General features: G+C 73.8%; 28 protein-coding genes. 13 read left to right on the top strand and 15 right to left on the bottom strand.

Annotated elements, in window-relative coordinates; genetic code table 11:
* Nucleotides 1-37: 37 nt before the first annotated feature.
* Complete coding sequence (locus tag ACFWN3_RS07530; protein WP_377644898.1) at nucleotides 38-805, top strand: histidine phosphatase family protein; 768 nt, start codon at nucleotides 38-40, stop codon at nucleotides 803-805.
* A complete protein-coding gene (locus ACFWN3_RS07525) occupies nucleotides 798-1,688 on the top strand; it encodes an NAD(P)H-hydrate dehydratase (protein WP_377644896.1) in 891 nt (296 codons plus the stop codon). The genes ACFWN3_RS07530 and ACFWN3_RS07525 overlap by 8 nt, the downstream gene beginning before the upstream one ends.
* 31 nt (nucleotides 1,689-1,719) lie before the next feature.
* Here the strand turns inward: ACFWN3_RS07525 and ACFWN3_RS07520 are convergent, their stop codons facing one another.
* Both ACFWN3_RS07520 and ACFWN3_RS07515 read right to left on the bottom strand, forming a co-directional pair.
* Nucleotides 1,720-1,932 carry a DUF6582 domain-containing protein gene (locus tag ACFWN3_RS07520; protein WP_377644895.1) on the bottom strand — a complete coding sequence of 71 codons (213 nt, stop codon included), beginning with the start codon at nucleotides 1,930-1,932 and terminating at the stop codon, nucleotides 1,720-1,722.
* A gap of 36 nt (nucleotides 1,933-1,968) precedes the next feature.
* Complete coding sequence (locus tag ACFWN3_RS07515; protein WP_377644894.1) at nucleotides 1,969-2,163, bottom strand: hypothetical protein; 195 nt, start codon at nucleotides 2,161-2,163, stop codon at nucleotides 1,969-1,971.
* A gap of 159 nt (nucleotides 2,164-2,322) precedes the next feature.
* Between ACFWN3_RS07515 and ACFWN3_RS07510 the strand changes: the two genes are divergently transcribed.
* Nucleotides 2,323-2,556, top strand: a complete 234-nt coding sequence (locus ACFWN3_RS07510) for a hypothetical protein (protein ID WP_377644892.1) — start codon at nucleotides 2,323-2,325, stop codon at nucleotides 2,554-2,556.
* Nucleotides 2,557-2,565: 9 nt separating this feature from the next.
* On the opposite strand, the gene ACFWN3_RS07505 is transcribed toward ACFWN3_RS07510, so the two are convergent.
* Both ACFWN3_RS07505 and ACFWN3_RS07500 read right to left on the bottom strand, forming a co-directional pair.
* Nucleotides 2,566-3,273 (bottom strand): DUF6766 family protein, encoded by a 708-nt coding sequence (locus ACFWN3_RS07505; protein WP_377644890.1) that lies wholly within the window; start codon nucleotides 3,271-3,273, stop codon nucleotides 2,566-2,568.
* An 81-nt stretch (nucleotides 3,274-3,354) separates the two neighbouring features.
* Nucleotides 3,355-3,813: a hypothetical protein gene (locus ACFWN3_RS07500; protein WP_377644888.1), complete on the bottom strand. Its 459-nt coding sequence runs from the start codon at nucleotides 3,811-3,813 to the stop codon at nucleotides 3,355-3,357.
* Between the two features lie 344 nt (nucleotides 3,814-4,157).
* Between ACFWN3_RS07500 and ACFWN3_RS07495 the strand changes: the two genes are divergently transcribed.
* Nucleotides 4,158-5,420: an alpha-hydroxy-acid oxidizing protein gene (locus tag ACFWN3_RS07495; RefSeq protein ID WP_377644886.1), complete on the top strand. Its 1,263-nt coding sequence runs from the start codon at nucleotides 4,158-4,160 to the stop codon at nucleotides 5,418-5,420.
* On the opposite strand, the gene ACFWN3_RS07490 is transcribed toward ACFWN3_RS07495, so the two are convergent.
* Together ACFWN3_RS07490 and ACFWN3_RS07485 are read right to left on the bottom strand one after the other, a co-directional pair.
* On the bottom strand, nucleotides 5,410-6,525 hold the full coding sequence (locus ACFWN3_RS07490) for a DNA glycosylase AlkZ-like family protein (protein ID WP_377644885.1): 1,116 nt from the start codon (nucleotides 6,523-6,525) through the stop codon (nucleotides 5,410-5,412). The two genes, ACFWN3_RS07495 and ACFWN3_RS07490, sit on opposite strands and share 11 nt — an antisense overlap.
* A 316-nt stretch (nucleotides 6,526-6,841) precedes the next feature.
* Complete coding sequence (locus ACFWN3_RS07485) at nucleotides 6,842-7,204, bottom strand: MerR family transcriptional regulator (RefSeq protein WP_377644883.1); 363 nt, start codon at nucleotides 7,202-7,204, stop codon at nucleotides 6,842-6,844.
* Nucleotides 7,205-7,336: 132 nt separating this feature from the next.
* Between ACFWN3_RS07485 and ACFWN3_RS07480 the strand changes: the two genes are divergently transcribed.
* A complete protein-coding gene (locus ACFWN3_RS07480) occupies nucleotides 7,337-7,765 on the top strand; it encodes an Hsp20/alpha crystallin family protein (protein ID WP_377644882.1) in 429 nt (142 codons plus the stop codon).
* Nucleotides 7,766-7,821: 56 nt separating this feature from the next.
* Nucleotides 7,822-8,565: an ANTAR domain-containing protein gene (locus ACFWN3_RS07475; protein ID WP_377644879.1), complete on the top strand. Its 744-nt coding sequence runs from the start codon at nucleotides 7,822-7,824 to the stop codon at nucleotides 8,563-8,565.
* 85 nt (nucleotides 8,566-8,650) lie between these two features.
* Here the strand turns inward: ACFWN3_RS07475 and ACFWN3_RS07470 are convergent, their stop codons facing one another.
* Nucleotides 8,651-9,481, bottom strand: coding sequence for a hypothetical protein (locus ACFWN3_RS07470; RefSeq protein ID WP_377644877.1), 831 nt, complete (start codon nucleotides 9,479-9,481; stop codon nucleotides 8,651-8,653).
* Between the two features lie 160 nt (nucleotides 9,482-9,641).
* Here ACFWN3_RS07470 and ACFWN3_RS07465 point away from each other — a divergent pair, with 160 nt between their 5' ends.
* Nucleotides 9,642-11,024: an SDR family NAD(P)-dependent oxidoreductase gene (locus ACFWN3_RS07465; RefSeq protein ID WP_377644875.1), complete on the top strand. Its 1,383-nt coding sequence runs from the start codon at nucleotides 9,642-9,644 to the stop codon at nucleotides 11,022-11,024.
* Here the strand turns inward: ACFWN3_RS07465 and ACFWN3_RS07460 are convergent.
* Nucleotides 11,011-12,606: a phytoene desaturase family protein gene (locus ACFWN3_RS07460; RefSeq protein ID WP_377644873.1), complete on the bottom strand. Its 1,596-nt coding sequence runs from the start codon at nucleotides 12,604-12,606 to the stop codon at nucleotides 11,011-11,013. The two genes, ACFWN3_RS07465 and ACFWN3_RS07460, sit on opposite strands and share 14 nt — an antisense overlap.
* A gap of 159 nt (nucleotides 12,607-12,765) precedes the next feature.
* On the opposite strand from ACFWN3_RS07460, the gene ACFWN3_RS07455 reads away from it, so the two are divergent.
* Nucleotides 12,766-13,263: a hemerythrin domain-containing protein gene (locus ACFWN3_RS07455; protein WP_377644872.1), complete on the top strand. Its 498-nt coding sequence runs from the start codon at nucleotides 12,766-12,768 to the stop codon at nucleotides 13,261-13,263.
* A gap of 27 nt (nucleotides 13,264-13,290) precedes the next feature.
* Here ACFWN3_RS07455 and ACFWN3_RS07450 read toward each other — a convergent pair whose 3' ends face one another.
* From ACFWN3_RS07450 to ACFWN3_RS07440, 3 genes are all read right to left on the bottom strand, one after another.
* Nucleotides 13,291-14,010, bottom strand: coding sequence for an alpha/beta fold hydrolase (locus ACFWN3_RS07450; protein ID WP_377644870.1), 720 nt, complete (start codon nucleotides 14,008-14,010; stop codon nucleotides 13,291-13,293).
* Nucleotides 14,007-15,215 (bottom strand): zinc-dependent alcohol dehydrogenase, encoded by a 1,209-nt coding sequence (locus ACFWN3_RS07445; protein ID WP_377644869.1) that lies wholly within the window; start codon nucleotides 15,213-15,215, stop codon nucleotides 14,007-14,009. The genes ACFWN3_RS07450 and ACFWN3_RS07445 overlap by 4 nt, the downstream gene beginning before the upstream one ends.
* An 84-nt stretch (nucleotides 15,216-15,299) precedes the next feature.
* On the bottom strand, nucleotides 15,300-15,947 hold the full coding sequence (locus ACFWN3_RS07440; protein WP_377644867.1) for a LysE/ArgO family amino acid transporter: 648 nt from the start codon (nucleotides 15,945-15,947) through the stop codon (nucleotides 15,300-15,302).
* A gap of 68 nt (nucleotides 15,948-16,015) precedes the next feature.
* Between ACFWN3_RS07440 and ACFWN3_RS07435 the strand changes: the two genes are divergently transcribed.
* On the top strand, nucleotides 16,016-16,909 hold the full coding sequence (locus ACFWN3_RS07435) for a LysR family transcriptional regulator ArgP (RefSeq protein WP_377644865.1): 894 nt from the start codon (nucleotides 16,016-16,018) through the stop codon (nucleotides 16,907-16,909).
* A gap of 21 nt (nucleotides 16,910-16,930) precedes the next feature.
* Here the strand turns inward: ACFWN3_RS07435 and ACFWN3_RS07430 are convergent, their stop codons facing one another.
* On the bottom strand, nucleotides 16,931-17,152 hold the full coding sequence (locus ACFWN3_RS07430; protein ID WP_377644863.1) for a hypothetical protein: 222 nt from the start codon (nucleotides 17,150-17,152) through the stop codon (nucleotides 16,931-16,933).
* A 174-nt stretch (nucleotides 17,153-17,326) separates the two neighbouring features.
* Nucleotides 17,327-17,770 (bottom strand): PA2169 family four-helix-bundle protein, encoded by a 444-nt coding sequence (locus ACFWN3_RS07425; RefSeq protein ID WP_377644861.1) that lies wholly within the window; start codon nucleotides 17,768-17,770, stop codon nucleotides 17,327-17,329.
* 130 nt (nucleotides 17,771-17,900) lie between these two features.
* Here ACFWN3_RS07425 and ACFWN3_RS07420 point away from each other — a divergent pair, with 130 nt between their 5' ends.
* Nucleotides 17,901-18,650, top strand: coding sequence for a VOC family protein (locus tag ACFWN3_RS07420; RefSeq protein ID WP_377644859.1), 750 nt, complete (start codon nucleotides 17,901-17,903; stop codon nucleotides 18,648-18,650).
* A gap of 66 nt (nucleotides 18,651-18,716) precedes the next feature.
* Here the strand turns inward: ACFWN3_RS07420 and ACFWN3_RS07415 are convergent, their stop codons facing one another.
* Both ACFWN3_RS07415 and ACFWN3_RS07410 read right to left on the bottom strand, forming a co-directional pair.
* Nucleotides 18,717-20,840: a catalase gene (locus ACFWN3_RS07415; RefSeq protein WP_377644857.1), complete on the bottom strand. Its 2,124-nt coding sequence runs from the start codon at nucleotides 20,838-20,840 to the stop codon at nucleotides 18,717-18,719.
* 196 nt (nucleotides 20,841-21,036) lie between these two features.
* Nucleotides 21,037-21,873, bottom strand: coding sequence for a sigma-70 family RNA polymerase sigma factor (locus ACFWN3_RS07410; protein WP_377644855.1), 837 nt, complete (start codon nucleotides 21,871-21,873; stop codon nucleotides 21,037-21,039).
* 294 nt (nucleotides 21,874-22,167) lie between these two features.
* Between ACFWN3_RS07410 and ACFWN3_RS07405 the strand changes: the two genes are divergently transcribed.
* The 3 genes from ACFWN3_RS07405 to ACFWN3_RS07395 are packed head-to-tail and all read left to right on the top strand — an operon-like array spanning nucleotide 22,168 to nucleotide 25,348.
* Nucleotides 22,168-23,253: a glycosyltransferase family 1 protein gene (locus ACFWN3_RS07405; protein WP_377644853.1), complete on the top strand. Its 1,086-nt coding sequence runs from the start codon at nucleotides 22,168-22,170 to the stop codon at nucleotides 23,251-23,253.
* Nucleotides 23,238-24,302 carry a glycosyltransferase gene (locus ACFWN3_RS07400; protein WP_377644852.1) on the top strand — a complete coding sequence of 355 codons (1,065 nt, stop codon included), beginning with the start codon at nucleotides 23,238-23,240 and terminating at the stop codon, nucleotides 24,300-24,302. Before ACFWN3_RS07405 ends, ACFWN3_RS07400 begins: the two co-directional genes overlap by 16 nt.
* Nucleotides 24,299-25,348 carry a hypothetical protein gene (locus ACFWN3_RS07395; RefSeq protein WP_377644851.1) on the top strand — a complete coding sequence of 350 codons (1,050 nt, stop codon included), beginning with the start codon at nucleotides 24,299-24,301 and terminating at the stop codon, nucleotides 25,346-25,348. The genes ACFWN3_RS07400 and ACFWN3_RS07395 overlap by 4 nt, the downstream gene beginning before the upstream one ends.

Genomic DNA, 25,348 nt, shown 5'->3' with positions numbered 1-25,348 from the left:
TGGGCGTGCGGATGGCCCGTCTGGGTAGGGATGAAGCATGGCGTCGTCTGCCCCCTCCGAGCTGGTCCTGGTCCGACACGGTGAGAGCGTGGGCAACCTCGCGGCCTCGGCGGCGAGTGCCAGGGGGGCGCCCCGTCTGGACCTGGCCTACCGCGATCCGGACACCCCGCTGTCGGACAACGGCGTGTCGCAGGCGAGGTCGCTGGGGCACTACCTGTCCGCCCTGCCCGAGCAGGAGCGTCCGCAGACGGTCGTGTCCTCTCCGTACGTCCGCGCGACGAGCACGATGGACCACGCGCTGGCCGCCTGTCCGGGTGAGGTCCCGACACGGCGCGACGAGAGACTGCGCGAGCGCGACCTCGGTCTGTTCGACGGCATGACCGGGCGGGGCATCACCCAGGAGTACCCCGAGGAGGCGAAGCGGCGGGCCGCCATGGGGAAGTTCTACTACCGTCCCCCGGGCGGGGAGAGCTGGACCGACGTGGTGCTGAGGGTCCGCCACTTCCTGGCGGACACGTCTCGGGACCACCGGGACGCGCGGGTCTGGGTGTTCAGCCACCAGGCCGTCATCATGGCCTTCCGCTACGTGCTGGAGTCGCTGTCCGAGGAGGAGCTCCTCGCGGCCGACGCCGACACCCCGTTGGGGAACTGCTCCCTGACGACGTACCGTCCGGGCAACGCCGGGGTCCTCGCGCTCGTCGCGTACGGCGAGGTCGGCCACGTCGAGTCCTCGGGAGCCGAGCCGACCCACGAGGAGCCGCACACACCGCACGACCCGGCGGGTCCGGACAGCCGCCGTGGCTGAGCGACGTGACCCCGGCGCCGGTGTCCTGACGGCCGACGTGCTTCGTGGCTGGCCGCTGCCGAGCGGGGACGGCGACAAGGACACCAAGGGCCGGCTGCTCGTCGTCGGCGGGAGCGAGTCGACGCCGGGAGCGGTCCTGCTGGCGGCGGAGGCCGCCCTGCGCGCCGGTGCCGGAAAGGTACAGGTCGCCACGACGGCCGCGACCGCCGCCCACCTCGCGACCGCTCTCCCGGAGTGCCTGGTCGTCGGGCTGCCCTCGGTGTCGGGCGACATCTCGCGCGCCGCCGCCTCGCGGGTGGTCGATCTGGCTCTGGGGGTCGACGCCGTCCTCCTGGGCCCGGGCTTCATCGACCCTGATTCGGCCTGCACCCTCCTCGAGGACGTCGTCCCCCACCTGGACCTCTCCGTCGTCGTGGATGCCCTGGGCACGGCGTACCTGACCGCACACCAGGACGGCATGCGTCACCTCGCGAGCAGGGGCCTGCTGACGCCCAACGCTTCCGAGCTCGCCGAGCTCACCGGCCTGGGGGAGGACACGGTCGCGCGGGACCTCCTCGCCGCGACGCGCACCGCCGTGCGCGCCACCGGGTTGACCGTCCTCTCGGGCTCGGACACCTCCTACGTCGTCGAGCCGACGGGCGGGGTGTGGCGATGTCCGGCCGGCCCGCCGGGGGCCGCGGTCGCCGGGTCGGGTGACGTCAAGGCAGGGATCGTGGCAGGCCTCGTGGCGCGCGGTGCCCAGCCCGCGCAGGCCGCGGTCTGGGGAGCCTTCGTCCACACCCGGGTGGCCGAGATGCTCGTGGCCTCCGTCGGGCACGTGGGGTTCCTGGCGCGGGAGATGCCGCAGCTCGTCCCGCGCGCGCTCGCCGAGGTGGGTCCATGACGTCGGCTCGGGGGACGGTCGCGCCTCCGCGCTAGTCGTCCTTCTTCAGGCTCGGGTACCTCTTCTCCACGGCTGCCCGGACCTTCTTCTGCTCGGCCGCGGAGCCGTGCTGAGCCACCCGGGCAAGGGCGTTGCGCGCGTGCTCGATGTCGGGGATCGGGTACTTCTCCTCCTCCGGCAGGGCGAACGACGACTTCCTCAGCCGCTTGCGGTTGGCGGGGTCGCTGAGATCCTTGGACACCATCCCTCTCCTTCCCGTGCGGCGCCTGGCACCGGCGCCTCAGTGGGTGACGCGCTGGCGGCGCAGCTGCGCCAGGACGTGCTCCTCCCGTCCGGCCAGCCGAAGGAGCTCCGGGTCGGCCGGCGTCCTCGTGCTGGCTCCGTTCCGTGCGGCTCGGAGGACGTACATCCGGTCCTCGATCTCGACGAGCTCCTGGATGAGCTTCCTGGTCGATGCGTTCGTGTCTGGAGTCATGGCGACCTGCTCCGTTCTCGACAGCCTTCGGAACCCCACGCTGCTGGAGGAGACCAACCATCCTGCGCAGCCCGTCGCGGTTGTCAAGACCTCCGGGTCCGTCGCGCCGTGCTGCCGATCCTCTGGTCGACGGGTCGCGGGTGCGCGATACTCGGTCGGGTGAACCATCGAGGAGAAGCCGTCCTGGCCGGGCTGGGCCTGGGTGCCGTCCTGTCGATCCCGCCGGGCGTCGTCCTGGCGCTCGTCGTCGACGACGTCCAGGGCCTGCTGGCCGCGCTGCCCTACGCGGTGGTACCGCTGGGCGTCCTGTCCGTGGCGACCATGGTCCTCCTCAGCGGCCGCGGGCGGGTCGCGTCGTCGCCAATGCAGGCCCGGCGCCACGGCGACCGGTAGCGGCCGGCTTCAGTCGCTCGAGCTCGTGACGTCGTGGGCGGTGCCCACCTCCTTGCTCTCCGGCGACCCGCGCTCGCGCAGGTAGATGGCGAAGACGGCCATCGTCCCGATGGCCAGGAACTCCGACTGCCAGTTCTGGAGGGTGCGCAGCCAGAAGTCCGACGAGCCGAGGTACTGCACGGGGCCGAGCGGGTCGAGGAGGTCTCGCATCCGTTCCTCGTTGCGGGCGACGCGACCGGCGACGAACTGTGCGGTCCACGACACGAGGAACACCGTCGCCATGACGAGGACGAGCGAGTGCGAGTACACCCGGGTGCGCCACCCGCCCACCCGGGCCCACCGCGGGCTGTCCGCCGTGGCGTGTGCGCCGACCATCTGCTGCTCGTCGCTCTCGCGTCCCTCGTCCCCGGGCTTCTTCGACTCCGACGAGCCGCGCTGGACCAGCCATACGGTCGCGAGGATGTAGAGCGTGAACTGCAGGAACTCGGACTGCCAGTTCTCGGCGACGTCGACGGCGAACGACGACGACAGGACGTAGCCCAGGACGCCGATCTCCTGCAGTCCTGCCGTGCGTGCCTCCTCGTCGTACGCCTGGCTGCCGACGAGGGCCTGGCCGACGAGGGCCAGGAGGAGCAGCAGCGCGAAGAAGAGCGAGAGGCCGTTCTCGCGGAGGAAGCCGGCGCGAGGCAGCAGGCGCGGGTGGTCTCGGCCGCTCACCGCTGCAGCACTCCCATGACGATGCAGAAGGTGAGGCCGACGGCGAGGACGACCGCGTAGCCCCAGAACATCACTCGCACGTCAGCTCCCCTCCACGGCGCAGTCGTAGGGAACCGCCGGGTCGTCGGAGTTCCGTTCGCACCCTGCGGCGACGACCTTCCAGCCGTCGTCGAAGAGGGCGAGGAAGACCGTGTCGCCCGCGAAGCGCACCTGGGCCGCGTGCCCGGCCAGCGTGGCGGCCTGTCGCCGACCGGCCTCCGGGAGGCCCGAGTCCGACAGGGCGGTGGAGCAGTCGGTGCCGGCGTCGTCCTCCAGTGCCTGGCGGGTCCCGGGTGCCAGCAGCGCGCAGGCGGCTGACGGGTCGCGTGACAGGGCGGTCACGAAGTCCGAGGCGGCGTCCGCCGCGTCGCGGCTGGTGGTGGTCGCGGCGCAGCCCGTCAGCATCCCGAGCCCGACCAGGACCCCGGTGGCGCAGGCGGCAGCTCGGCGGCCGGGCGGACGCCGGCGCGACCCCGTGGCCCACCGGTCATGCTCCAGCACGAGTCCTCCGATCGTCCATCTGGACCTACCCGCCGGACCCCGAGGTCACACCCTCACGCACCCGCCCGCCGCTGTCGGCTCAGACGGCGGCGCTCGTCGTCGTGGCCGCCGTGGAGCTCTCGGGAGTGCTCGGTCCCCGACCGCCTCCTCGCGCGGGGGCGGTGGTGATGGTCTTGAGGTCCGTGCTGACCTCGAGGCGGATGTCGGCGCCGGCCTTGGTGCCGTGGACGTCGTAGGAGCCGTCGGGGTCCTTTTGCGCGGAGTGGGTGGCAGTCTTGCGACGTGGCCGAGCGGCAGGACGAGACCGGACCTCCGGAGCGGGAGACGTGCGGGCAGGTGCGCCGATGACGACGAGGCGGCTCCCGCGGCCCTCCGAGCTGCGGCCGCTCCTGCAGTTCAGGACCCCGACCCTCAACCCCACCCGGCGCCGCCTCGAGCGCGCGCTCACCATCGACGACCTGCGGCTCATCGCGAGACGCCGGACCCCGCGGGCGGCGTTCGACTACACCGACGGGGCGGCCGAGGGAGAGAGCTCGCTGGCCAGGGCGCGAGAAGCGTTCCGGGACATCGAGTTCAACCCGAGCATCCTGCGCGACGTGTCCGAGGTGGACACGGGGTGGGACGTCCTCGGGAAGCGGGTCGAGCTGCCGTTCGGCATCGCCCCGACGGGCTTCACCCGGATGATGCACACCGAGGGCGAGGTGGCGGGTGCCACCGCCGCCGCCGCGGCCGGGATCCCGTTCTCGCTCTCCACGATGGGGACCACCTCCATCGAGGACGTCGCCGCGGCCGCGCCCGGCGGGCGGAACTGGTTCCAGCTGTACATGTGGAAGGACCGCGAGCGCTCGATGGCACTCGTCGACCGGGCCGCGGCCGCCGGGTTCGACACCCTGCTCGTCACCGTCGACGTCCCCGTGGCAGGGGCGCGGCTGCGCGACAGGCGCAACGGCCTCACGATCCCCCCGCAGCTGACCGCCCGCACCGTCCTCGACGCGATCCCGCGCCCCGCGTGGTGGGTCGACTTCCTCACCACCGAGCCCCTCGCCTTCGCGTCGCTCTCGGCGTGGTCGGGGACCGTCGCCGAGCTGCTCGACACGATGTTCGACCCCACGGTGACGTTCGAGGACCTGGCCTGGATCCGCGACCAGTGGCCGGGTCGGGTCGTGGTCAAGGGCGTGCAGACCGTCGACGACGCCCGGGCGCTGGCGTCCGCCGGGGTCGACGGGATCGTCCTGTCCAACCACGGCGGCCGCCAGCTCGACCGGGCCCCGGTGCCGTTCCACCTGCTGCCGCACGTGGTGCGCGAGGTCGGGGCCGACCTCGAGGTGCACCTCGACACGGGCATCATGTCGGGGGCCGACGTCGTGGCCTCTGTGGCCCACGGTGCCCGCTTCACGCTCGTCGGACGGGCGTACCTCTACGGCCTCATGGCCGGCGGGCGGCAGGGGGTCGACCGCGCCGTCGACATCCTGCGGGAGGACGTCCGACGGACCATGCGCCTGCTCGGCGTCGGCTCGCTCGAGGAGCTGGAGCCGCGGCACGTGACCCAGCTGCGGCGCCTGGGACCGGTGCCGGTCGTCGACGACCGGGGGCCGGCTACGAGGTGAGGGCGAGGGGGAGCTCGGTGCCGAGGATGTCGGCCAGGCGGCGCGCCTCCGTCGAGAGCGCCTCCTCGGGTGGGGGTCGGTCGTCGAGCCAGGTCACCCGCAGCTCGTCGGCCGTGCGCGCCCAGGTCCCGCGGACGACCCCGCCCTCGATGACCGGGTTGGCCTTACGGGTCATGAGGTCACGCCGTGAGGAGGGGGTGACGTTGACGTCCTTGGTGCCCGGCCCGATGACCCACTGGTCGTGCCCGGGGAGGAAGCGCACCGCGTCGGTGGGGCGCGCCGCCACGAGGGCGTCGACGTCGTCGTGCACGACGAGGGCGGTCGTACCCTCGACGTCGACGGCGACGAGCTCGTCGGCCAGCCCGGAGACCCAGTCGTCGAGCCGTCGTCGCCCCGCGCTCAGGCCGTCGACGAGCCAGTGGTGGAGGTGGTCGCGCGTCGCGGGCCCGTAGCTGCGCAGGTACGCGGTGACGGCCCGCGGGCCGGCGTCCTCGAGCTCGGGGATGCCCCGCCACCTCGGGTTCGCGTCGAGGCGCTGGAACGTGTGCCGGCCGTCGCGCGGTGGGCCGAAGCCCATGTCGCCCTGCCAGGTCAGCGGCTTGACGAGGGTGTGGGCGCCCTCGGCGAAGACCGCCTCGAGGTGCCGGTAGGCGCGCTGGCGGGTCAGCACCGCGCCGAGCTCGGCGATGGTCAGCGGACCGTCGTCGAGAGCCGTCCGCACCGCGGCACGGAAGCCGGTCCAGTCGCCGGGCGTGAGGCCGTAGTACTCGACCCAGCTCCGCCGCTCCCACTGACGGCCGGCAGCCCGCAGGGCGAGGTAGGTCCCGCCGTCCTCGGGGGAGAGGTAGTGCATCGACCCGCGGAAGGCGAACGCCTTGACGACCTCCCCGGCCTCCAGGGCCGCGGCGAGCTCGCCCGGCCGCGACGTGGTGCGCCGCGTCCGGACGGCGAGCTCGGCGAGCGACTCGTCCATCGACAGCACCGCTCCCAGCCGCGAGACGACGTCACCGACCGACTCGGACCCGACGGGCTCGAGCAGCTGGCGCTCCATCCGCCACGACAGGGCCTGTGCCCAGGTCACCGAGGCCTCGGTCGACGTCCTCACCCGCGCAGCCTCGCACGACGCGACGACAGTGGGCGCCGACCGTGCGGCGCGCGTGCAGCCGTGTCCCCTGACCTGCGAGGAGTTTCCACCTGTGTGGTGGAGAAATCTCAGGGAAGCCACAGGTGCGCCGACGCCGGTCGTGCCATATTGGCGGGTGCCGGAGGAGTCAGGGCTCCCGTCCGGCGGGGCACGGCGAAGCCCCCGATCCGGTGGCTCGGGACGGGGGCTTCGCAGCGCCGCGGCGACGTCGACCGCAGGACATCGCCGGCCGAGGGCTCGGCGCCGCGGCCGCCCGGCGCTGTGCGCTGGTCCGTCACTACGGCGCCCGCGGGCCCGCTTCCCGGTCGTGAGCGTCGCGCAGCGCCACGTTCTCGTCCTGGAGCGCTGAGTTCGCCTCCTGGAGAGTGACATTGGCGTCCTCCAGCTGCAGCACCGCCTCGATCCCGGCGAGGTTGAGGCCGGCGTCGAGCAACGCGGAGATCCGTCGCAGCCGCGCGATGTCGTCGTCGCTGTACCGCCGGGTCCCCCCGCTCGTGCGGTCGGGCGTGAGGAGGCCCCGCGCCTCGTAGAGCCGCAGGTTCTGGACGCCGGTCCCCACGAGCTCGGCCGCCACGGAGATGCTGTAGACGCCGCGGGTCGACGACGGCCGCGAGCCGTCACGAGGGCTTGAGGTGTCCACGACCTGCGCTCCGTTCCGAGGGACTTGCACCAGACCTGCCTCCAGTGCTATATCAAATATATAGCGCACACCACAGATCCAACGGGGATCCGTGGCCCTGACCGGACATCAGGACACATGGAGGTGATGACGATGTTGATGCGCACCGACCCCTTCCGTGAGCTGGACCGCATGGCCCAGCAGGCCTTCGGAGCCGTGGGGACCCTGGCCAGGCCGGCGGTGATGCCGATCGACGCGTGGCGCGAGGGCGACACCTTCGTCGTGGAGCTCGACCTCCCCGGCGTGGACCCCTCGAGCATCGACCTCGACGTCGAGCGCAACGTGCTCACCGTGCGGGCCGAGCGCTCCGCCCCGGCCACCGACACCGAGCTGATCGCGGCAGAGCGGCCCCGCGGCGTCTTCAGCCGCCAGCTCTTCCTCGGCGACACCCTCGACACCGACGCGATCTCCGCCCACTACGACCACGGCGTCCTGCGCCTCGAGGTCCCGGTCGCCGAGCGGGCCAAGCCGCGCAAGATCGAGATCGCCCACGACGGCGGACGGCAGGCGATCTCGGCCTGACCGGAGCCGGCGTCCCGCGGAGCACGAGGTGAAGGGAGTGAGGTCGGATGAGTGGGGTGGGCGACGTCGTGCGGGTCGGCGCCGACGTGGACGCGTCGGTGTCCGCCCTCGCGGAGGTCGTCTCCGCCCTCGGCCGCCCCGTGGGCAGCGAGGAGCCGCCGGCCCTGCAGCGGCTCCTCGCCCGCGGTGCGCCGGCGGTGATGGGGGCACGCTGGGCCTGGGTCACCCTCGCGCGTCGGGGCCGGTCCGGCACCGTCGCCTCGACGGGTGGGACGGCCGAGTCCGTCGCCGCGGCCCTGGACCGGACCGGGCGGGGCCCCGTCGTGGACGCCCTCACCCACGGCGTCGTCGTGGCCTCACCGGAGGTGTCGGACGACGAGCGGTGGGGCCGGCTCGGCCGGCGCCTGCGCGAGGAGTTCGGGGTGCGCAGCGTGGTGTCGTACCCCCTGCAGCTCGAGGAGGAGGACCGCCGTGCGGCGCTGACCTTCGGCGCGGACCGCGCCGACGCCTTCGGCCGTCACCACGTGGACTGCGGCCGGGTCCTCGCCAGCCACGCGGCACTCCTCGTCGCGGCCGAGGTCGCGAACGCCACGTCGCTCCAGCTGCTCCGGGCGCTCGAGACCAACCGCGAGATCGGTGTCGCGGTGGGCGTGCTCATGACGCGCCACGGGCTGACCCGCGACCGGGCGTTCGCCGTGCTGCGGACCACGAGCCAGAACACCAACCGCAAGCTGGCCGACATCGCGTCCGACGTGGCCGACACGGGGGACCTGCCGCCGGGCCTGCCCGACACCGCGTGAGCGACCCCGGCTGACCGCGTCGGCGTGACCACATCGAACGGCCCCTCCCCGCACCGCAGGGAGGGGCCGTTCGGTCATCCGTGGGTCAGAGCGTGGAGCCCGTGCCCTCGGTGCGTGCCGGGTAGGGAGCGGTGCCGCTCGTCGTGGCGCCGGCCGTGGTGGCGTGCGCGGACCCGTTGCCCCGGACGTCGGCATCGGCGCGCGCGGCCTCGGCCTTGGCGCGGTCCTTGCCGGTGCTGATGTCGTCGCGCACCCGGTCGGCCTGCTGGCGACCCTTGGAGTAGGCCTCCTCGAGCATCCGCTGGGCCACGCCGCGGCCGCCGAGCCCGAAAGCCAGCGCGAGGCCGAGGGCGAGCGCACCCATGGTGGCGGCGAAGGCGATCCGCACGATCTCCGGAGCGATCTGGAGCTGCTCGAGGATCATGAAGAACGCGATGACCATGACGAGGGCGGGGACGACCCCGGCCGCGACCTTGCCGGTGGGGGTGTCGCCCATGACGCGGGTGATCGCCGCGGCGACGGCGCCCGAGACGAGCGCGGCGACGACGAAGATGACGATCGCCACGATGACGTTGGGCAGGTAGGCGAGGACCTGGTTCATGAAGGTCGTGACCGCAGGGATCTCCAGGGCGCCGATGGCGGCAAGGAGGAAGAACACGAAGACGAGCCAGAACACGAGGCGGGCGATGCCGTTCGCGGGGCTGGCGCCGGGAAGGAAGCGGTCGACGTAGTCGTGGGCGCGCGACTCGTGGAGGTGGCGGTCGATGCCCACCTTCTCCAGGAGCTTGCGCACGACGCCGGAGACCACCTTGGCGACGACCCACCCGACGAGCAGGAGGAGGAGGAAGCCGAGGAGGTTGGGCAGGAAGCCCAGGATGCCGTCGGTCGTCCGTTGGAAGCTCTCGCCGATGTCCATGATCACATCCGTTCGTAGGAAGCAGTTCTGGGACCTGTTACCCCTGACCCGTGGGGGGAAACGCGCTGGTCCGTGGTCGTTCTCAGGCGGCGTCGGCCGTTTGGGTCCGGGAGTCCGGGGTACCCCCGCAGGTGAGACCCGACCCTGACCTGGAGGACGCGTGACAGCTGCGACACGACCGAGCGGGGCGCTCGTCATCGGCGCGTCGAGCGGCATCGGCCGCGCCACGGCGCTGCGGCTCGCCGAGCTCGGCGTCCCCGTCGTGCTGGCGTCGCGCTCGGCGAGCGCGCTCGAGGTCGTGGCGGACGAGTGCCGTCTTCACGGGGTGACGGCCTCGGTCGTGGTGCTCGACGTCCGCGACCGGGAGGCCGTCGACGCCGCGGTCTCCGCCGCGGCCGACGACTTCGGCCGCGACCTCGCGGTGGTCCATGCCGCGGCGGTCGTCGCGTACGGGCTCTTCGAGGAGGTCCCCGCCGACCTCATGACGTCGGTGCTCGACACCAACGTGCTCGGGACGGTGTCGGTCACCCGGTCGGCGCTGTCCGCGTTCCGCCGCACCGGCGGTGGGCACCTCGTCGTCATCGGCTCGCTCCTCGGTGAGATCGCCGTGCCCTACATGAGTGCCTACGTGCTCTCGAAGTGGGCGGTCCACGGGCTCGTGCGCTCCGTGCAGATCGAGACCCGCGACCGCGAGGGCGTCGAGGTCTCGCTCGTCGCGCCCGGGGGGATCGACACCCCGGTCTACCGGCGGGCGGCGAGCGTCCTGGGCCGGCACGGCAAGCCCCCGCCGCCGGTCGCGACGGCCGAGGACGTCGCCGACGCGGTCGTCCGGGTCCTGGCCCGGCCGCGACGGCTGCGCCACGTCGTCGTCACGAACCCGGTGGTCGTCGCCGGGTTCCGGATGGCCCCCGGGGTCTACGACCGGCTCGTCACCCCCCTGATGCGCACCTTCGGGCTCGCCGAGTGGACCGGCCTGCCCGCGAACCCCGGCAACGTCCTCGAGCCGCGTCACGGCCCCCCAGGTACCGACGCCCCCGACCCCGCCCCCGAGGAGCCCACGATGACCGACGACACGACCCGCCACCTCCCTCGCGTCTCCCGGTCGGTGGCCGCGCCGGCCCAGGCCGTGTGGGACGTCCTGGCCGACGGGTGGCAGTACGCCACGTGGGTCGTGGGCGCCTCACGCGTCCGCGCGGTCGAGGAGGGCTGGCCCGCCCCCGGGACGAGGCTGCACCACAGCGTCGGCGTCTGGCCGGCGCTCCTGTCGGACTCGACGTCGTCGCAGGAGGCGCGCGAGCCCGCCCACCTCGTCCTCACGGCGCGAGGGTGGCCGCTCGGCGAGGCGCGCGTCGAGATCGAGGTCGTCCCCGACGGACCGCAGTCGTGCACGGTCTCGATCGCGGAGGACGCGTCGAGCGGCCCCGGTCTGCTCGTCCCGCTCCCGGTCCGGCAGGCGATGATCCTGCCCCGCAACCGTGAGGCGCTGCGCCGGCTGGGCCTGATCGCCGAGGGCCGTCACCGCCAGGAGCTCACCGGTCCCTGAGGACGCGGTCCCACGCCGTGCGCACGAACGCCCGGCGAACCGGCCCGAGGGGTCGCCGCTGCCGGACGGCCGCCACCGCGGCGTTCCACCCGCACGCCCCGTGCACCCCGCCGCCGGGATGGGCCGAGGCGCCCGCGAGGAACAGGCCGGGGACCGGTGTCTCGGGGCGCCCCAGCCCCCGGGTCGGCCGGAGGACGAGCTGCTGGTGCAGGGCGGCGGTCCCGGCGTTGAGGGCGCCGCGGCTGAGGCTGGCGTCGGCGTCCTCCAGGGACGCGGGGGACTGCACGTAGCGGCCCCGCACGGTGGCGAGGAAGCCGGGGGCGACGCCCTCGACGCACTGCTCCATGCGCTCGACCTGCCGACCGACCGCGGCCTCGTCGTGGGCGAGGGCGCGGGGGAGGTGGGTGTAGGCCCACGCCGACTCCGTGCCCTCGGGGGAGCGGGTCGGGTCGGTGGTCGTCATCTGGCCGAGGAGGATGAAGGGGTCGCGCGGCATCCGACCGACCGACAGGTCCGCGGCGACGTCGACGAGGCCGTCGTGGTCGGTCCCGAGGTGGACCGTGCCGGCAGCACGGACCGTGGGAGCCGACCAGGGGATCGGGGCGTCGAGCGCCCAGTTGAGCTTGAGGGTCGCGTCGTCCCACTCGAAGTTCTCGACGTCGCGGACGAGACGTGCCGGCAGGTGCTCGCGGCCGACGAGGCTGCCGTACAGCGCCGTCGCGGGGACGTCGGCGAGGACGCCGTACCGCGCCCGTACGGACGTGCCGTCGGCAAGCCGGACCCCGACCGCGCGTCCGCCCGAGACGTCGACGGAGGTGACGGGGACGCCGCAGCGCACCTGGACCCCGAGGCTCTCGGCCCGCCGACGCAGCGCCCCCGCGAGCGAGCCGGACCCTCCCTCGGGCACCGGGAAGCCGACGTCCTGCCCGAGCATGACGAGCAGCCACCCGAACAGCGCGCTGCCGGCGCTGTCGGGTGACATGTCGGTGTGCATCGCGTTGCCGGACAACAGGACCCGAGCCTCCTCACCCGAGAACTCCTCCTCGGCGAGGCGACGGACCGACAGCAGGCCCAGCCGGGCGAAGTCGAGGCCACCTGCGACACCGAGGCGTCGGGCCATCCGCGCTCCGGCCCGGACCGGGGGGAACGGGGTGAAGAGGGCGTCGAGGAGCGGGTCCCTGATCCGGTCCCAGCCCGCGACCATCCGCAACCACGCCTCGCCGTCGCCCGCGGCAGCCTCCTCGAGCCCGGCTGCGGTGTCGTCGGCGCGGCCGCGGAGCACGGCGCCCCGGCCGTCGGGGAACGCGTGGGCCATGACGTCGGGGGCGCGCCGCCAGGTGAGGCCGTGCGACTCGAGCCCGAGGTCGCGGATGACGGGCGACGCGGCGGCCAGGGGGTAGAAGGCGCTGAAGAGGTCGGACACGAACCCGGGGGCCGTGACCTCGGCACTGCGGACCGCCCCGCCGACCTCGTCCTGCGCCTCGACGAGGACCACGTCCCAGCCGGCGTCGCCGAGGGCGTTCGCGGCGACGAGGCCGTTCGGCCCGGCGCCGACGACGACGGCGTCGCACTCTGTCGCCACGGCATCCTCCTCGAGCGGGACCGCCCGGACGGGCTGGTGTCGACACCAGTCCTACCCCACCCGGCCCGCGGCACGCGCGTTTGCCCCCGGGACCCCCGGGTACCCCTCTGGAGACGCCGTCGGCCCCCGCCGTACGGCCACCCAACGGAAGGACCCCTCATGTCCCAGGACGCGATCGTCATGCTCAAGGAGGACCACAAGGAGGTCCGAGGGCTGTTCCGCGAGTTCCAGAAGGCCTCCACGACGCCGGCGCGCAAGGAGGCCATCGTCCGCAAGGTCATCGAGCTGCTCACCGTGCACACGCACCTCGAGAACGAGGTCATGTACCCGCGCGTGCGCGCCCTCCTGCCCGAGCTCGAGGACGACGTGCTCGAGTCGTACGAGGAGCACCACGTCGCCGACGTCCTCGTCATGGAGCTGGCCGCGATGGACCGCACCGACGAGCGGTTCGTCGCCAAGGCGACCGTCCTCATCGAGAACGTCACGCACCACATCGAGGAGGAGGAGCAGGACTGGTTCCCGAAGGTGCGCGAGGGCCTGACCCGCACCCAGCTGCGCGAGATCGGCGACGAGCTGGCGGCGGCCCGGGCCACCGCCCCGAGGAGCCCGGCGCAGCCGAGCGCCCTGAAGAAGACGATCGACGCCGTCATCGCCTGACGCGACGGCCCGCCCGGAGGTCGGCCGTCAGCGCCTGCTGACCGGCCCGACCCTCGCCAGGAGGCGCTCGATGCCCGCCACGACCGCCCCCGGGTGGGTGAGCGGCACCATGTGCGCGCCGGCGGGGACCGAGGTCACCTCGCCGGCACCGAGGCCGGCCAGCCGGGTGCACCAGTCCTGCCGGGCGATCCGGTCGTGCTCCCCCCGGACGACGTGCACCGGGACCGGGACGGCCGCGAGGCCCACGTGCGTGCGGTACCGCCGCATCTGGTTCATGCCGCGCAGCATGGAGCCGGCTCCCGTGGAGCGGTACTGGGGCAGCACGGAGGGGACCTCCGACGGGCGCTCGCGCGGGGCCGTCGCGAGCCAGCCGGCGAGCATCCGCGGCCAGGTGCGCGCGCGGGGGTCGGTCACCGGTCCGACGAGGACCACCCCGAGCACGTGGGGCGACCGGGCGGCGGCCTCGACGACGACCGGGCAGCCCGCGGAGTGGCCCACGAGGACGACGTCGCGCCCGCGCGGCAGGGCCTGGAGCAGGCGGTCCGCCTGCTGCTCCACGTGGAGGTCGCAGCCGCGCGGCGCACGACGGCCCATCGAGGGCAGCGTCACGACCTCGACCCTCGTGGTCAGCGCGGCGCGCACGAGGTGCCACGAGCGCGCGTCGAGCCCCAGGCCCGGGACGAGGACGACCACCGGGTGGTCGTCCTCGTCCGAGCGCCGACCCGGGCGGTCGGCCCCGTCCGTCACGGGGCGGTGCTGGTGGCGTCACCCGGCGAGAGGACCACCTTGACCATGCCGTCCTCCTTGGCCTGGAAGGTCGCGTAGGCCTCGGGGGCCGCCGCGAGCGGGAGACGGTGCGTGGCGAAGTCGTCGACACCCAGGGGGTCGTCGTCGGTCAGCAGCGGGAGGATGTCGGGCACCCAGCGCTTGACGTTGGCCTGGCCCATCCGGACCTGGACCTGCTTGTCGAACATCGTCATCATCGGCAGCGGGGTCGCCATGCCGCCGTAGACGCCGCTCAGCGAGATCGTCCCGCCGCGCCGCACCGCGTCGATGGCCGCGCTCAGGGCGGCGAGCCGGTCGATCCCCACCGTCGTCATCAGCTTCTTGCCGAGCGCGTCCGGGAGGGCGGTGACGAGCTTCTGGCTCGCCTCGATGACCGGGGACCCGTGCGCCTCCATCCCGACGGCGTCGACGACCGCGTCGGCGCCACGCCCGCCCGTGAGGTCGCGGACGGCGTCGCCGACCTCGCCGTCGAGGTCGCGCAGGTCGATCGTCGTCACCCCGCGGGACCGGGCGCGGGCCAGCCGCGCGTCGACCCGGTCGACGCCGATGACCTGCCGGACGCCCCGGTGGAGCGCGATCCGGCACGCCATGTCGCCGATGGGGCCCAGCCCCAGGACGAGGAGCGTCCCGGACGGCTCGGGGTCGGCGTAGGCCACGGCCTGCCAGGCGGTCGGGAGGACGTCGGAGAGGTAGACGAAGCGATCGTCCGCGGGACCGTCCGGCACCTTGACGTGGGTGTACTGGGCCTGCGGCACCCGCAGGTACTCGGCCTGCCCGCCCGCGAGGGAGCCGTAGAGCTCGGAGTACCCGAAGAGCGTCGCGCCCTTGCCCTGGTCGCGGACCTGGGTGGTCTCGCACTGGCTCTGCAGCCCGTGCTCGCACATCCAGCAGGTGCCGCAGCAGACCTGGAAGGGGATGACGACGCGGTCGCCGGGCGCGATCGCGGTCACGTCGGCGCCGACCTCCTCGACGACGCCCATGGCCTCGTGACCGAGGACGTCGCCCGGGTTCATGAACGCGCCGAGGACCTCGTACAGGTGCAGGTCGGACCCGCAGATGTTCGTGCTCGTCACCCGGATGACGGCGTCGCCCGGGTCCTGGATCGTCGGGTCCGGGACGTCCTCGACGCGGACGTCTCGCTTGCCGTGCCACACCACTGCGCGCATCGCAGCCTCCTCGGGATCGGTCCTCGACCCCTACCCCCGTCGCCCCGGCCCACACCTCCACCGGTCGTGGCGGGGGCCGCGCCCTCACGCGCCCACGAGGAGACCGACGGCGAGGCAGGTCATCACCACGGCGATGCCGCCGTCGAGGACCCGCCAGGCGGACGCCCGGGCGAAGACGGGCGCCAGGGCGCGGGCTGCCACGCCGAGCGCCGAGAACCACACGGTGCTGCCCACGACGGCGCCGGCCGCGAACGCCCACGCGGTCTCGCCGTGGGAGGAGCCGATCGACCCGAGGAGGACGAAGGTGTCGAGGTACACGTGCGGGTTCAGCCAGGTCAGGGCCACGGTGGTGCCCATGACCGCAGCCAGCCGGCCCGTCCCCGGCCCCGGGGCCGACGGCACGTCGACGTGCAGGCCCTCGGTGTCCGCCGACGGCCGGCGCAGGGCCCGCCGGGCCGCGAGGAAGGCGTACCCGGCGAGGAAGAGCGCGCCGCCCCAGCGGGCCGCCGTGACGAGCGACGGCGCCGCCGAGAAGAGGGCGCCGGCGCCCGCGACCCCTGCGGCGATGAGGACCGCGTCGGACGCGATGCAGACGAGCACGACGGCCAGCACGTGCTCGCGCCGGATGCCCTGGCGCAGGACGAAGGCGTTCTGCGCCCCGATCGCGACGATGAGACCGAGGCCGAGGCCCAGGCCCGCGAGGGCGGAGGAGAGGAGCCGAGCGGTGGTCACGCGTCGACGGTAGGGTGGCGCCCGTCCTCAATCCAGTTCAGGATTCTGATGCACCATCAACCAGATTGATGATGATGATCCCCTCCCACCTCCTCGAGACGTTGGACGCCGTCGTCCGCGACGGCACGTTCGACGCGGCCGCCCTGTCCCTCCACGTGACGCCGAGCGCGGTCAGCCAGCGCGTCAAGTCACTGGAGCAGCAGGTCGGCCGGGTCCTCGTGGTGCGGTCCAAGCCCGTCCGTCCCACCGAGGCCGGCGAAGCGCTCCTGAGGCTCGGCCAGCAGGTCACGCTCCTGCAGACCGAGACCCTCCGCCAGCTGGGGGCCGACACGGACGGCGGGGGGACGACGACGGTCCCCATCGCGGTCAACGCCGACTCCCTCGCGACCTGGATCCTCCCGCCCCTCGCGAGGGTCGCGGCGCGCGAGGCGGTCGTCTTCGACCTCGTGCGCGACGACCAGGACCACACCGCCGGCCTGCTGGCGTCCGGGGCGGTCGTGGCCGCGGTCACCGGCGACGCCGTCCCGGTCCCGGGCTGCACCTCGACCCCGCTGGGCCGGATGCGGTTCCGCGCCTGCGCCACCCCGGCCTTCGTGGCACGGTGGTTCCCGGACGGACCGACGGCGGCGGCCCTCGACCGGGCACCGCGCATCGACTACGACCGCAAGGACACGCTGCAGGCCCGGTTCGCGCGGCGCCTCGCGCGGCGGCCGGTGGAGTCCCCCCGGCACCACGTGCCCGCGTCGGCGGACTTCGCGGTCGCCACCCGGCTCGGCCTCGGCTGGGCGATGCTGCCTGCCGAACACTCCGCGGCCGCGCTGGCGGCGGGCGAGCTGCTCGACCTGGCGCCCGGGCGCCACCTCGACGTCCCCTTGCACTGGCAGCAGTGGAACCTGCGGTCCGGCCTCATCGACACCGTGGCGGACGAGGTGCGCGCGGAGGCCCGGCGCGTCCTCAGGTGAGGACGCGCGAGACCGTCGGCGTCAGAGCTTGGTCATCTTGCGGAACGGCGTGGTGATGCGCACCGTCCCGCTGCCGAAGTCGACGGTCGCCCCACCGTCGTCGATGCCCACGACCCGGCCCAACCCGTACGAGTCGTGGCAGACGCGGTCGTCGACCGCGAACTCCTCGATCGTCGGCTCGGGCTCGGTCTTGAAGGGGCTGTTCGCGTGACGGGGGCGCGGGTTCCCGGATGAGGTTGCCATTGACACCAGTATGCGCCCCCGAGCGGCGGTTGCGGGCCCCGTCCGGTGTGGCGGGTGCGGGGCGGGTCGTGGACCAGGGCCGATGACGCCGCGTGCCGACGGCGGCGACCCCGCCCCCCGACGGCGGCGACCCCGCCTCCCGAGGGGAGGCGGGGCCGCCGGGGCCGACGGTCGTCAGTCGGCGATCTGGAGCGACTTGACCTCGTCGCGAGCGGCCACGACCGCGGCGTGCTGGCGGACCAGGACCTCGCGGAAGCCGGTGCTGAGGTCCTGCTCGAGGCCCTTCTCGTACTCGGAGACGGCGTGGTCCTCACCGGTGACCGCGGCGCCGAGGACGCTGCCCGCGTCGTCGCCGGTCAGGGCGTCCTTGAGGGAGATCCAGCCGCGGTGCAGGGCGGCGGCGGCCGAACCGCTGGCGTCGACGTCGTCGCCGTACTCGTGGCCGAGCGCGACGATCTCGCGGCGGAACCCGGCGCGCTGCTCGGCCAGGCGCTGCAGCGTCGTGGCCCACTGCGGCCGGTCGCCGTCCTGCAGCTTCTCCGCGGCGGCGGTGAAGCCTCGCTCGCCGTCCTTCAACGTCTCGACGATGTCCTTGGCGACCTTCGCGTCGTCCGACATGGGTGCTCCTCTGGATCGGGTACTGGAGTCGGTGTCCTACCCACGAGGAGGGCACGCAACCGTCCCCGGCCCGTGAGAAGGCCGGTCACCACCATCGAGCGGGGTGACCCGACGCTCCTATGCTCGGGTGATGGCGTGGCTGCACACCGTGATCGACCTCCCGTCGCACGCAGCGCCCCGGGCCACCCGCTTCTGGAGGGATGCCCTGGGGTGGCCACTCGGCGCGCCCTGGCAGGGACAGCCGGAGCGGCGCAGCCTCAACCCACCGGGAGCGGACCCGTACATCCACCTCCAGGAGGTCTTCGGCCCGGCGCGGGTCCACTTCGACGTCGAGTCCAGCCATCTGCCGACGACCGTCGCCGCGGCCCTGGCCGCCGGTGCCGACACCGTCGCCTTCTCCGAGCACTGGGTGGCCCTGCGCTCGCCGGGCGGGCTGCCCTTCTCGGTGGTCCCGGCCCACCCGCGCAGGGCGCCGGCCACCGTGCACTGGCCGAGCGGGTACCGCTCGAGGCTCGTCGAGGTGTGCGTCGACGCTCCGAGGGCGCGCCACGAGCGCGAGGTGGCCTTCTGGCGCCGCCTGCTCACCGGCCGCTGGGTGGAGTCCTCGGCCGACGGCTTCGCGGGGATCTGGCACGACGACGAGGGCTCACCCGTCCAGCTGCTGTTCCAGCGCCTCGACGAGCCCGACGGGCCGGTGCGGTGCCACCTCGACCTCGCGACCAACGACCAGCGCGCCGAGGTGCGTCGGCTGCTCACCCTCGGCGCCGAGGACGTCGGACCCGGGCCGGGCGGGTGGCACATGCTGCGGGACCCCGCAGGCCTGACCTTCTGGGTCTCCGAGATCGAGCCGCAGCAGGCGTCCCGGCACGACGCGGGCTGACGCGTCCCACACCGGGTGCGCGGCCGACGCGCCCCGCCCGGTCGGTCGACCGGGCGGGACCCGTCGTCAGGCGGTGAGGCTCCGGTCCCACTTCCGGGGGCCGGCGAGGCGGGCCACGAAGGCCTTGCCCTCGGCGGCCGTCCCGACCGGCAGGCAGGCGTCGTCGAGCTTCCCGTCGAGGCCGGCGGCCGCGACGAGGGCGTCGGTGTCGCCGGCGAGGCCGATGACCTTGAAGTGCGTGAAGGCGTCGGTGAGGAAGTCGCGCGCCGCCGGCTCGTCCGCGAGGGCTGACCCGCCGTCCGGTCCGGTGACGACCGCCACGGCGTCGAAGAGCACCGAGGGCGCGCCGGCCACGGCGTGGTCGGCCTCGAGGGTCGAGCCGTCGGACAGCGTCGCGCCGCCGACAGCGACCGCGATGACGTCGACCGTCCCGCCGGCCTTCTCGACGCCCTTGGTCAGCCGGCTGACGGCGGCCGCGGTCGCCCCGTCGCCGACGAGGACGCCGAGCTTGCGGCCCTCGAAGGTCTCCTTGGCGTTGGCGAGGATGCTCAGCGCCGCCGAGGGCTCGGTCTCGACGAGGGGTGCGGCTGCCGGGGAGGGGTCCGGCAGGCGCATCCGCAGCCCGTCGGCGATGCGCGTCGCCAGCGTCTCGTCGACGTTGCGCAGGTTGGCCACCATCCGCTGTCGGATCGCGAGGACGTCGCACTTGCCGAGCTCGAAGACGTAGGCGTCGACGATGTGGTCCTGCTCCACGTCGGTCTGGCTGATCCAGAACTGCCGGGCCTGGCTGTAGTGGTCGGCGAAGGACTCGCTGCGGACCCGACGGGTGACGCCCTCCACGGGGGCCGGGAAGGGGACGTGCCCCTCGGGACCGACCTCGCGAGGACCACGGTCGGCGCCGGTGAACGAGTTGGGCTCGTAGGCCGCCCGACCCGGCTGCGTCGACGTCTGCATGTGGCCGTCGCGCTGGAAGTGCGCGACCGGGCAGCGCGGGGCGTTGACGGGCAGCTGGCTGAAGTTCGTGCTGCCGAGGCGCTTGAGCTGGGTGTCGAGGTAGGAGAAGTTCCGCCCCTGCAGGAGGGGGTCGTTGCTGAAGTCGATGCCCGGCGGCACGTTCTGCGTCATGAACGCGACCTGCTCGATCTCGGCGAACACGTTGTCCACCACCCGGTTCAGGGTCATCATCCCCACGGGGCGCACGGGCACGAGCTCCTCGGGGATGATCTTCGTGGCATCGAGGACGTCGAAGTCGAACTCGTCGGCGAAGGCGTCGTCGAAGACCTGGACCCCGAGCTCCCACTGCGGGAAGTCCCCCGCCGTGATGGCGTCGAAGAGGTCGCGGCGGTGGAAGTCCGGGTCGGCCCCGTTGATCTTCACGGCCTCGTTCCAGACGACCGACTGCATGCCGAGGACCGGGGTCCAGTGGAACTTCACGAAGGTGCTCGCACCGGCGGCGTCGAGGAAGCGGAAGGTGTGGACCCCGAAGCCCTGCATCATCCGGAACGAGCGGGGGATCGCGCGGTCGGACATCTGCCACAGCGTCATGTGGGTGGACTCCGGCATGAGCGAGGCGAAGTCCCAGAAGGTGTCGTGCGCCGACTGCGCCTGCGGGAAGCCGCGGTCCGGCTCCTCCTTCACCGAGTGGACCAGGTCCGGGAACTTCACGGCGTCCTGGATGAAGAAGACGGGGATGTTGTTGCCCACGAGGTCCCAGTTGCCCTCGTCGGTGTAGAACTTCGTCGCGAACCCCCGGACGTCGCGGGCGAGGTCGAACGAGCCGAGATTGCCTGCGACGGTGGAGAACCGGACGAACGTCTCGGTCTTCTTGCCGGCCGTCGCGAACACGCTGGCCCTGGTGAGGTCGCTCAGCGACTCGTAGTTCTCGAAGACGCCGTGGGCGCCGTAGCCGCGGGCGTGCACGACGCGCTCGGGGATGCGCTCGTGGTCGAAGTGGAAGATCTTCTCGCGCAGCACGTGGTCGGACAGCAGCGTCGGGCCGCGGTCGCCGGCGCGCAGCGAGTTGTTGTCGTCCTCGACCGGGTGGCCGTGGGCGGTCGTCAGCGCCGGGCTGTCGACACCGGCCAGCTGGTGCAGCTCCCCACCGGTCCCGAGGTGCTCGCGGTCCTTCGCGGCGGAGGCCGTGGTCGCCTTCGCCCTCGGCTTCGCCGTCGTCGTCTTCTTGGTCGCCATCAGGTCTCTCCTCGGTCGGTGGGGCCGCGCGAGTGGCCGCCGCGGCGCCCGGCTGTTTGAACCCCGTGACGACCACTCCACCGGTAGTCGTGCCCGATGTCGGCGCGGGGAAACGCGACGGGCCCGACCAATGTCGGTCGGGCCCGGGTCCGGGCGGGTGGCGCGGCGTCCCGGCGGTGGCCGGGACGCCGCGTGCTCACGCGGCCGGCTGGCGGGGGCGGGAGGTCTGGCGGTCGTCGAGGTCGGCGACGACGAGCTCGCGTCGCAGCTCGTCGAGCACCTTGCCGAGGATCCGCGACACCTGCATCTGGCTGACGCCGATCTCGGCCCCGATCTCGGACTGGGTCAGGTCCGAGACGTAGCGCAGCTGCACGACGCGCCGCTGCCGCTCGGACAGGTGGCTCAGGGCGTGGAGCAGGGCGCTCCTCGTCGCGACGAGGTCGGCGACGTCGGCGCCGTCGGACAGGGTCGCGCCCAGGGTGGTCCCGGTCTCCGTGGGGACGTCGAGCGACACGGCGTGGAAGCCCTCGGCCGAGAGCCGGGCGAGCTGCACGTCCTCCCTCGTCGTGCCGAGCGAGCTCGCGACGTCGGCGGTGGTGGGCTCGCGGTGCTCGAGGTGCCGGAACAGCTCCTCCTCCGCGCGCATGCTCGAGCGGAGCTCCTGGATGCGGCGGGGCGGACGCACGGCCCAGCCGCGGTCGCGGAACCAGCGCTTGACCTCGCCGGAGATCGTCGGCAGGGCGAAGGCGCAGAAGCCGGCGTCGTCGCGGGGCTGGTAGCGGTTGACCGCCTTGACGAGGGCGGCGCGCGCCACCTGGATGAGGTCGTCGGTCTCGATGCCGCGGTTGCGGTACCGCAGGGCGACCCGGTCGGCGAGGGGGATGGCCTCGACCATGAGCTGGTGGCGCAGCCGCTGCCGCTCGGCCTCGGACGCCGTGCCCTCGGCCTGCTCGGCCATGTGCCGTGCCGCGACGTCGAGGCGGTCTGTCAGGTTCTGGAAGTGCGGGGTGATCTGAGCCGGGTGGGGTGCCACGACTTCGTTCCTCTCGAAGTGTGGCGCTTGGTCGGACCACAACCGACGATCAACGTCGGTTCCTCGACCGTAGCGACTTCGAGGGGCAGAAAGGGCCGGGCGCCCGCTCGGGTTCCCCGTGGTGAGGGTTGGGGTGGGAGAGGCGTCCGCGCAGGTCATCAGGGACGAGCGCGGAGAGGTCGACCACCTGTCCCGGCGTTTGCCCGGCCCCGTCCCGGGTATCTCCGCGGTGTCCCGGACGACGCGCCATGACCTGGCGGTGGCCTCGGGACCCTGCAGGGAAGGAGGTCCCCGGTGCCCGTCATCGCGTCGATCCCGTCGGACCACGTCTACGTCCGCCACCTCGAGCCGCTGGGCGGCGGAGGTCGCGTGTCGCGCCTCGCCGACCCGCTGACGGCCGGCCGGCACGAGGCCGCACCGTGGTGGCCCCCGGTGATGCTCCGGCCGGACTGGGTCCGCGAGCACGCCGACGAGTTCGACGTCATGCACGTCCACTTCGGGTTCGACGGTGAGTCCCCGGAGAGCCTCCAGGGCCTCGTCGACGCCCTCCGCGAGCGGGACCGTCCCCTCGTCGTGACCGTCCACGACCTCCGCAACCCGCACCACGACGAGCCCGAGCTGCACGACGCCCAGCTCGGCGTCCTCGTCGCCGGGGCCGACGCCGTCGTGACGCTGACGCCCGGTGCGGCCGCCGAGGTGGCCCGGCGTCACGGCCGCGACGCCACCGTGCTGCCGCACCCCCACGTCGTCGACGAACCGATCCTGTCGCGCCCACGGACACCCCACGAGGGCTTCGTCGTGGGCATCCACGTCAAGAGCCTGCGCGCCGGGATGGAGCCGGCCCCCGTCATCGAGGAGGCCGTGGCCGCGCTGCCGTCGATGCCCGGGACCACGCTTCGGGTCGACGCCCACACCGACGTCATGACCCCGGGCTCCGACCGGTACGCGCGTCCCCTGGCGACGCGGCTGACCGCGCTCGCCGAGACGGGCGCCATCGACCTGCGGGTCCACGACTTCTTCAGCGACGACGAGCTGTGGGAGTACCTCGGCTCGCTCGACGTCTCGGTCCTGCCGTACCGCTTCGGCACGCACTCGGGCTGGCTCGAGGCGTGCCACGACCTCGGGACGACCGTGCTCGCGCCCGACTGCGGGTACTACGCCGAGCAGCGCCCCTGCCTCGTCTACGCCGCCCCGGGCAGCGGGGAGCCCGCCCCGGGGACCGCGTCGCTGGGCGAGGCGCTGCTGCGCGCCCACCGGGAACGACCGCAGTGGCGGGCGGACCCGGCGGAGCGGCGGGCCGAGCGGCGCGCCCTCGCCCGCGCCCACGAGGAGCTCTACGCCGCCGTGCTGGAACGGAGGCCGGTGTGCACGTCGTCCTGATCGCCGCGGCGCGCTTCCCGCTCGCCGAGCCCTTCGCCGGTGGCCTCGAGTCCCTGACCTGGCACCTGTGCCGCGGCCTGCGCGCGCGGGGCGTGGCCGTGACCGTGTTCGCCGGCCACGGCAGCGACCCCGCGCTCGGCGCGAGGGAGCTGACCACCAGGCCCCTCGCCCTGAGCAGCGCGGCCCGCCAGGACGTCTCGATGGCGCCCGAGGCCTGGCTGGCCGAGCACCACGCCTACCTCCAGCTGATGCTCGAGCTGCAGGCCCGCGACGACGTCGACGTCATCCACAACAACAGCCTCCACCACCTGCCGGTCGCCATGGCCGGGGCGGCGACGGCCCCGATGGTCACCACCCTCCACACGCCCCCCACGCCGTGGCTGGAGCCGGCCGTCTCGATCGCCGACGACCCCCGGAGCCGCTACGTCGCGGTGAGCCAGCACACCCGCCGGGCGTGGTCCCACGTCGCCGACGCCGAGGTCGTGCTCAACGGCGTCGACGTGGAGCGCTGGAGCGAGGGCCCCGGCGGTGACGCCCTCGCCTGGGTCGGCCGCCTCGTCCCCGAGAAGGCGCCGCACCTCGCCATCGACATCGCGCGCGCCGCCGGTCGTCGCGTCCGGCTCGCCGGACCCGTGGGGGACCGGGAGTACGTCGAGACCATGGTCCTGCCGCGGCTGGGACCCGATGCCGAGTACGTGGGCCACCTCGACACGAGCGGACTCCGCTCGCTCGTCGGCCACAGCGCCGCGACGCTCGTGACGCCCGTGTGGGACGAGCCCTACGGGCTGGTCGCCGCCGAGTCCCTCGCCTGCGGCACCCCGGTCGTGGCCTTCGACCGGGGCGGGCTGCCCGAGGTCCTCACGGAGCAGGTGGGTCGCGTCGTCGCCGCGGACGACGTCGCGGCAGCGGGGGCCGCGGTCGACGAGGCCGTGCGCCTGTCGCGGGCGTCCTGCCGCCGGCACGCGGTCCGGACGTGCTCGGTCGAGCGGATGGTCGAGGAGTACCTGCGCGTCTACGGGTCGATGAGCACCCTGCGGGGCGCCGCGTGATCGGGTACTACGTCCACCACCACGGCCGGGGGCACCTCACCCGGATGCTCGCCGTCGCCGCGCACCTGCGCGAGGAGCTGGTGGGGCTCAGCTCGCTGCCCGCCCCCGACGGCTGGGCCGGACGCTGGGTCGAGCTCGGGCCCGACGACGACCCCGCGGTGGCCGACGAGGACGACGCCGACGTGCGGGCCGGTGGGGTCCTGCACTGGGCTCCCCGGCACCACCCCGGCCTCGGCGACCGGATGGCGGCGCTCGCGTCCTGGGTGGCGCGGGAGCGGCCCGCTCTCGTCGTCGTGGACGTGTCGGTCGAGGTCGCCCTCCTCCTGCGCCTGTGCGGCGTCCCCGTCGTCGTCACGGCGATGCCCGGTGACCGGACCGACCGCCCCCACCGCGCCGCCCACGACCTCGCCGACGCCCTGCTGGCCCCGTGGCCCGCGGAGGCGCACTCGCGGTCGTGGCCCGAGTCGTGGACGCGCAAGGTGTGGCCCGTCGGCGGGATCTCCCGGTTCGACGGACTGCCGCGTCCGACCCGCGTGGGGACCGCCCACGACGCGTCCCGCGTCCTCCTGCTCTGGGGCGCCGGCGGTCGCGACGTCGACGACGCCGCGGTGCGCGCGGCGCAGGAGGCCACACCGGGGTGGCGGTGGACCGAACGCAGTCCCGACGCCCCTTCTCCCGACCTGTGGCTCGAGCTGTGCACGGCCGACGTCGTCGTCACGCACGCCGGGCAGAACGCCGTCGCCGACGTCGCGGCGGCTCGCGCGCCTGCCGTGGTGCTGGCGCAGCACCGGCCCCACGGCGAGCAGCAGGCGACGGTCGAGGCGCTGTCGAGGCTGGACGTCGCCGACGGTCGCAGCACGTGGCCCTCTGCCCGGGAGTGGCCCGACCTCCTCGACCGCGCCCAGCGGCGGGGCGGTGGCGGCTGGGAGCGCTGGAGCACCGGCCGTGGCGCGCTCGCGGCGGCCACCCACCTCGACGCCCTCGCCGGGGCGCAGGGCGGGAGGGCCACGCCTCCGGCGGCCCTCGCCGGCACCCGGGTGTCATGA

It is taken from the genome of Oryzobacter terrae, from assembly GCF_042756445.1.
Classification (GTDB): Bacteria; Actinomycetota; Actinomycetes; order Actinomycetales; family Dermatophilaceae; genus Oryzobacter; species Oryzobacter terrae.
Note: the sequence above shows the minus strand (reverse complement) of the source record. Positions and strands in the feature narration are given on the sequence as shown.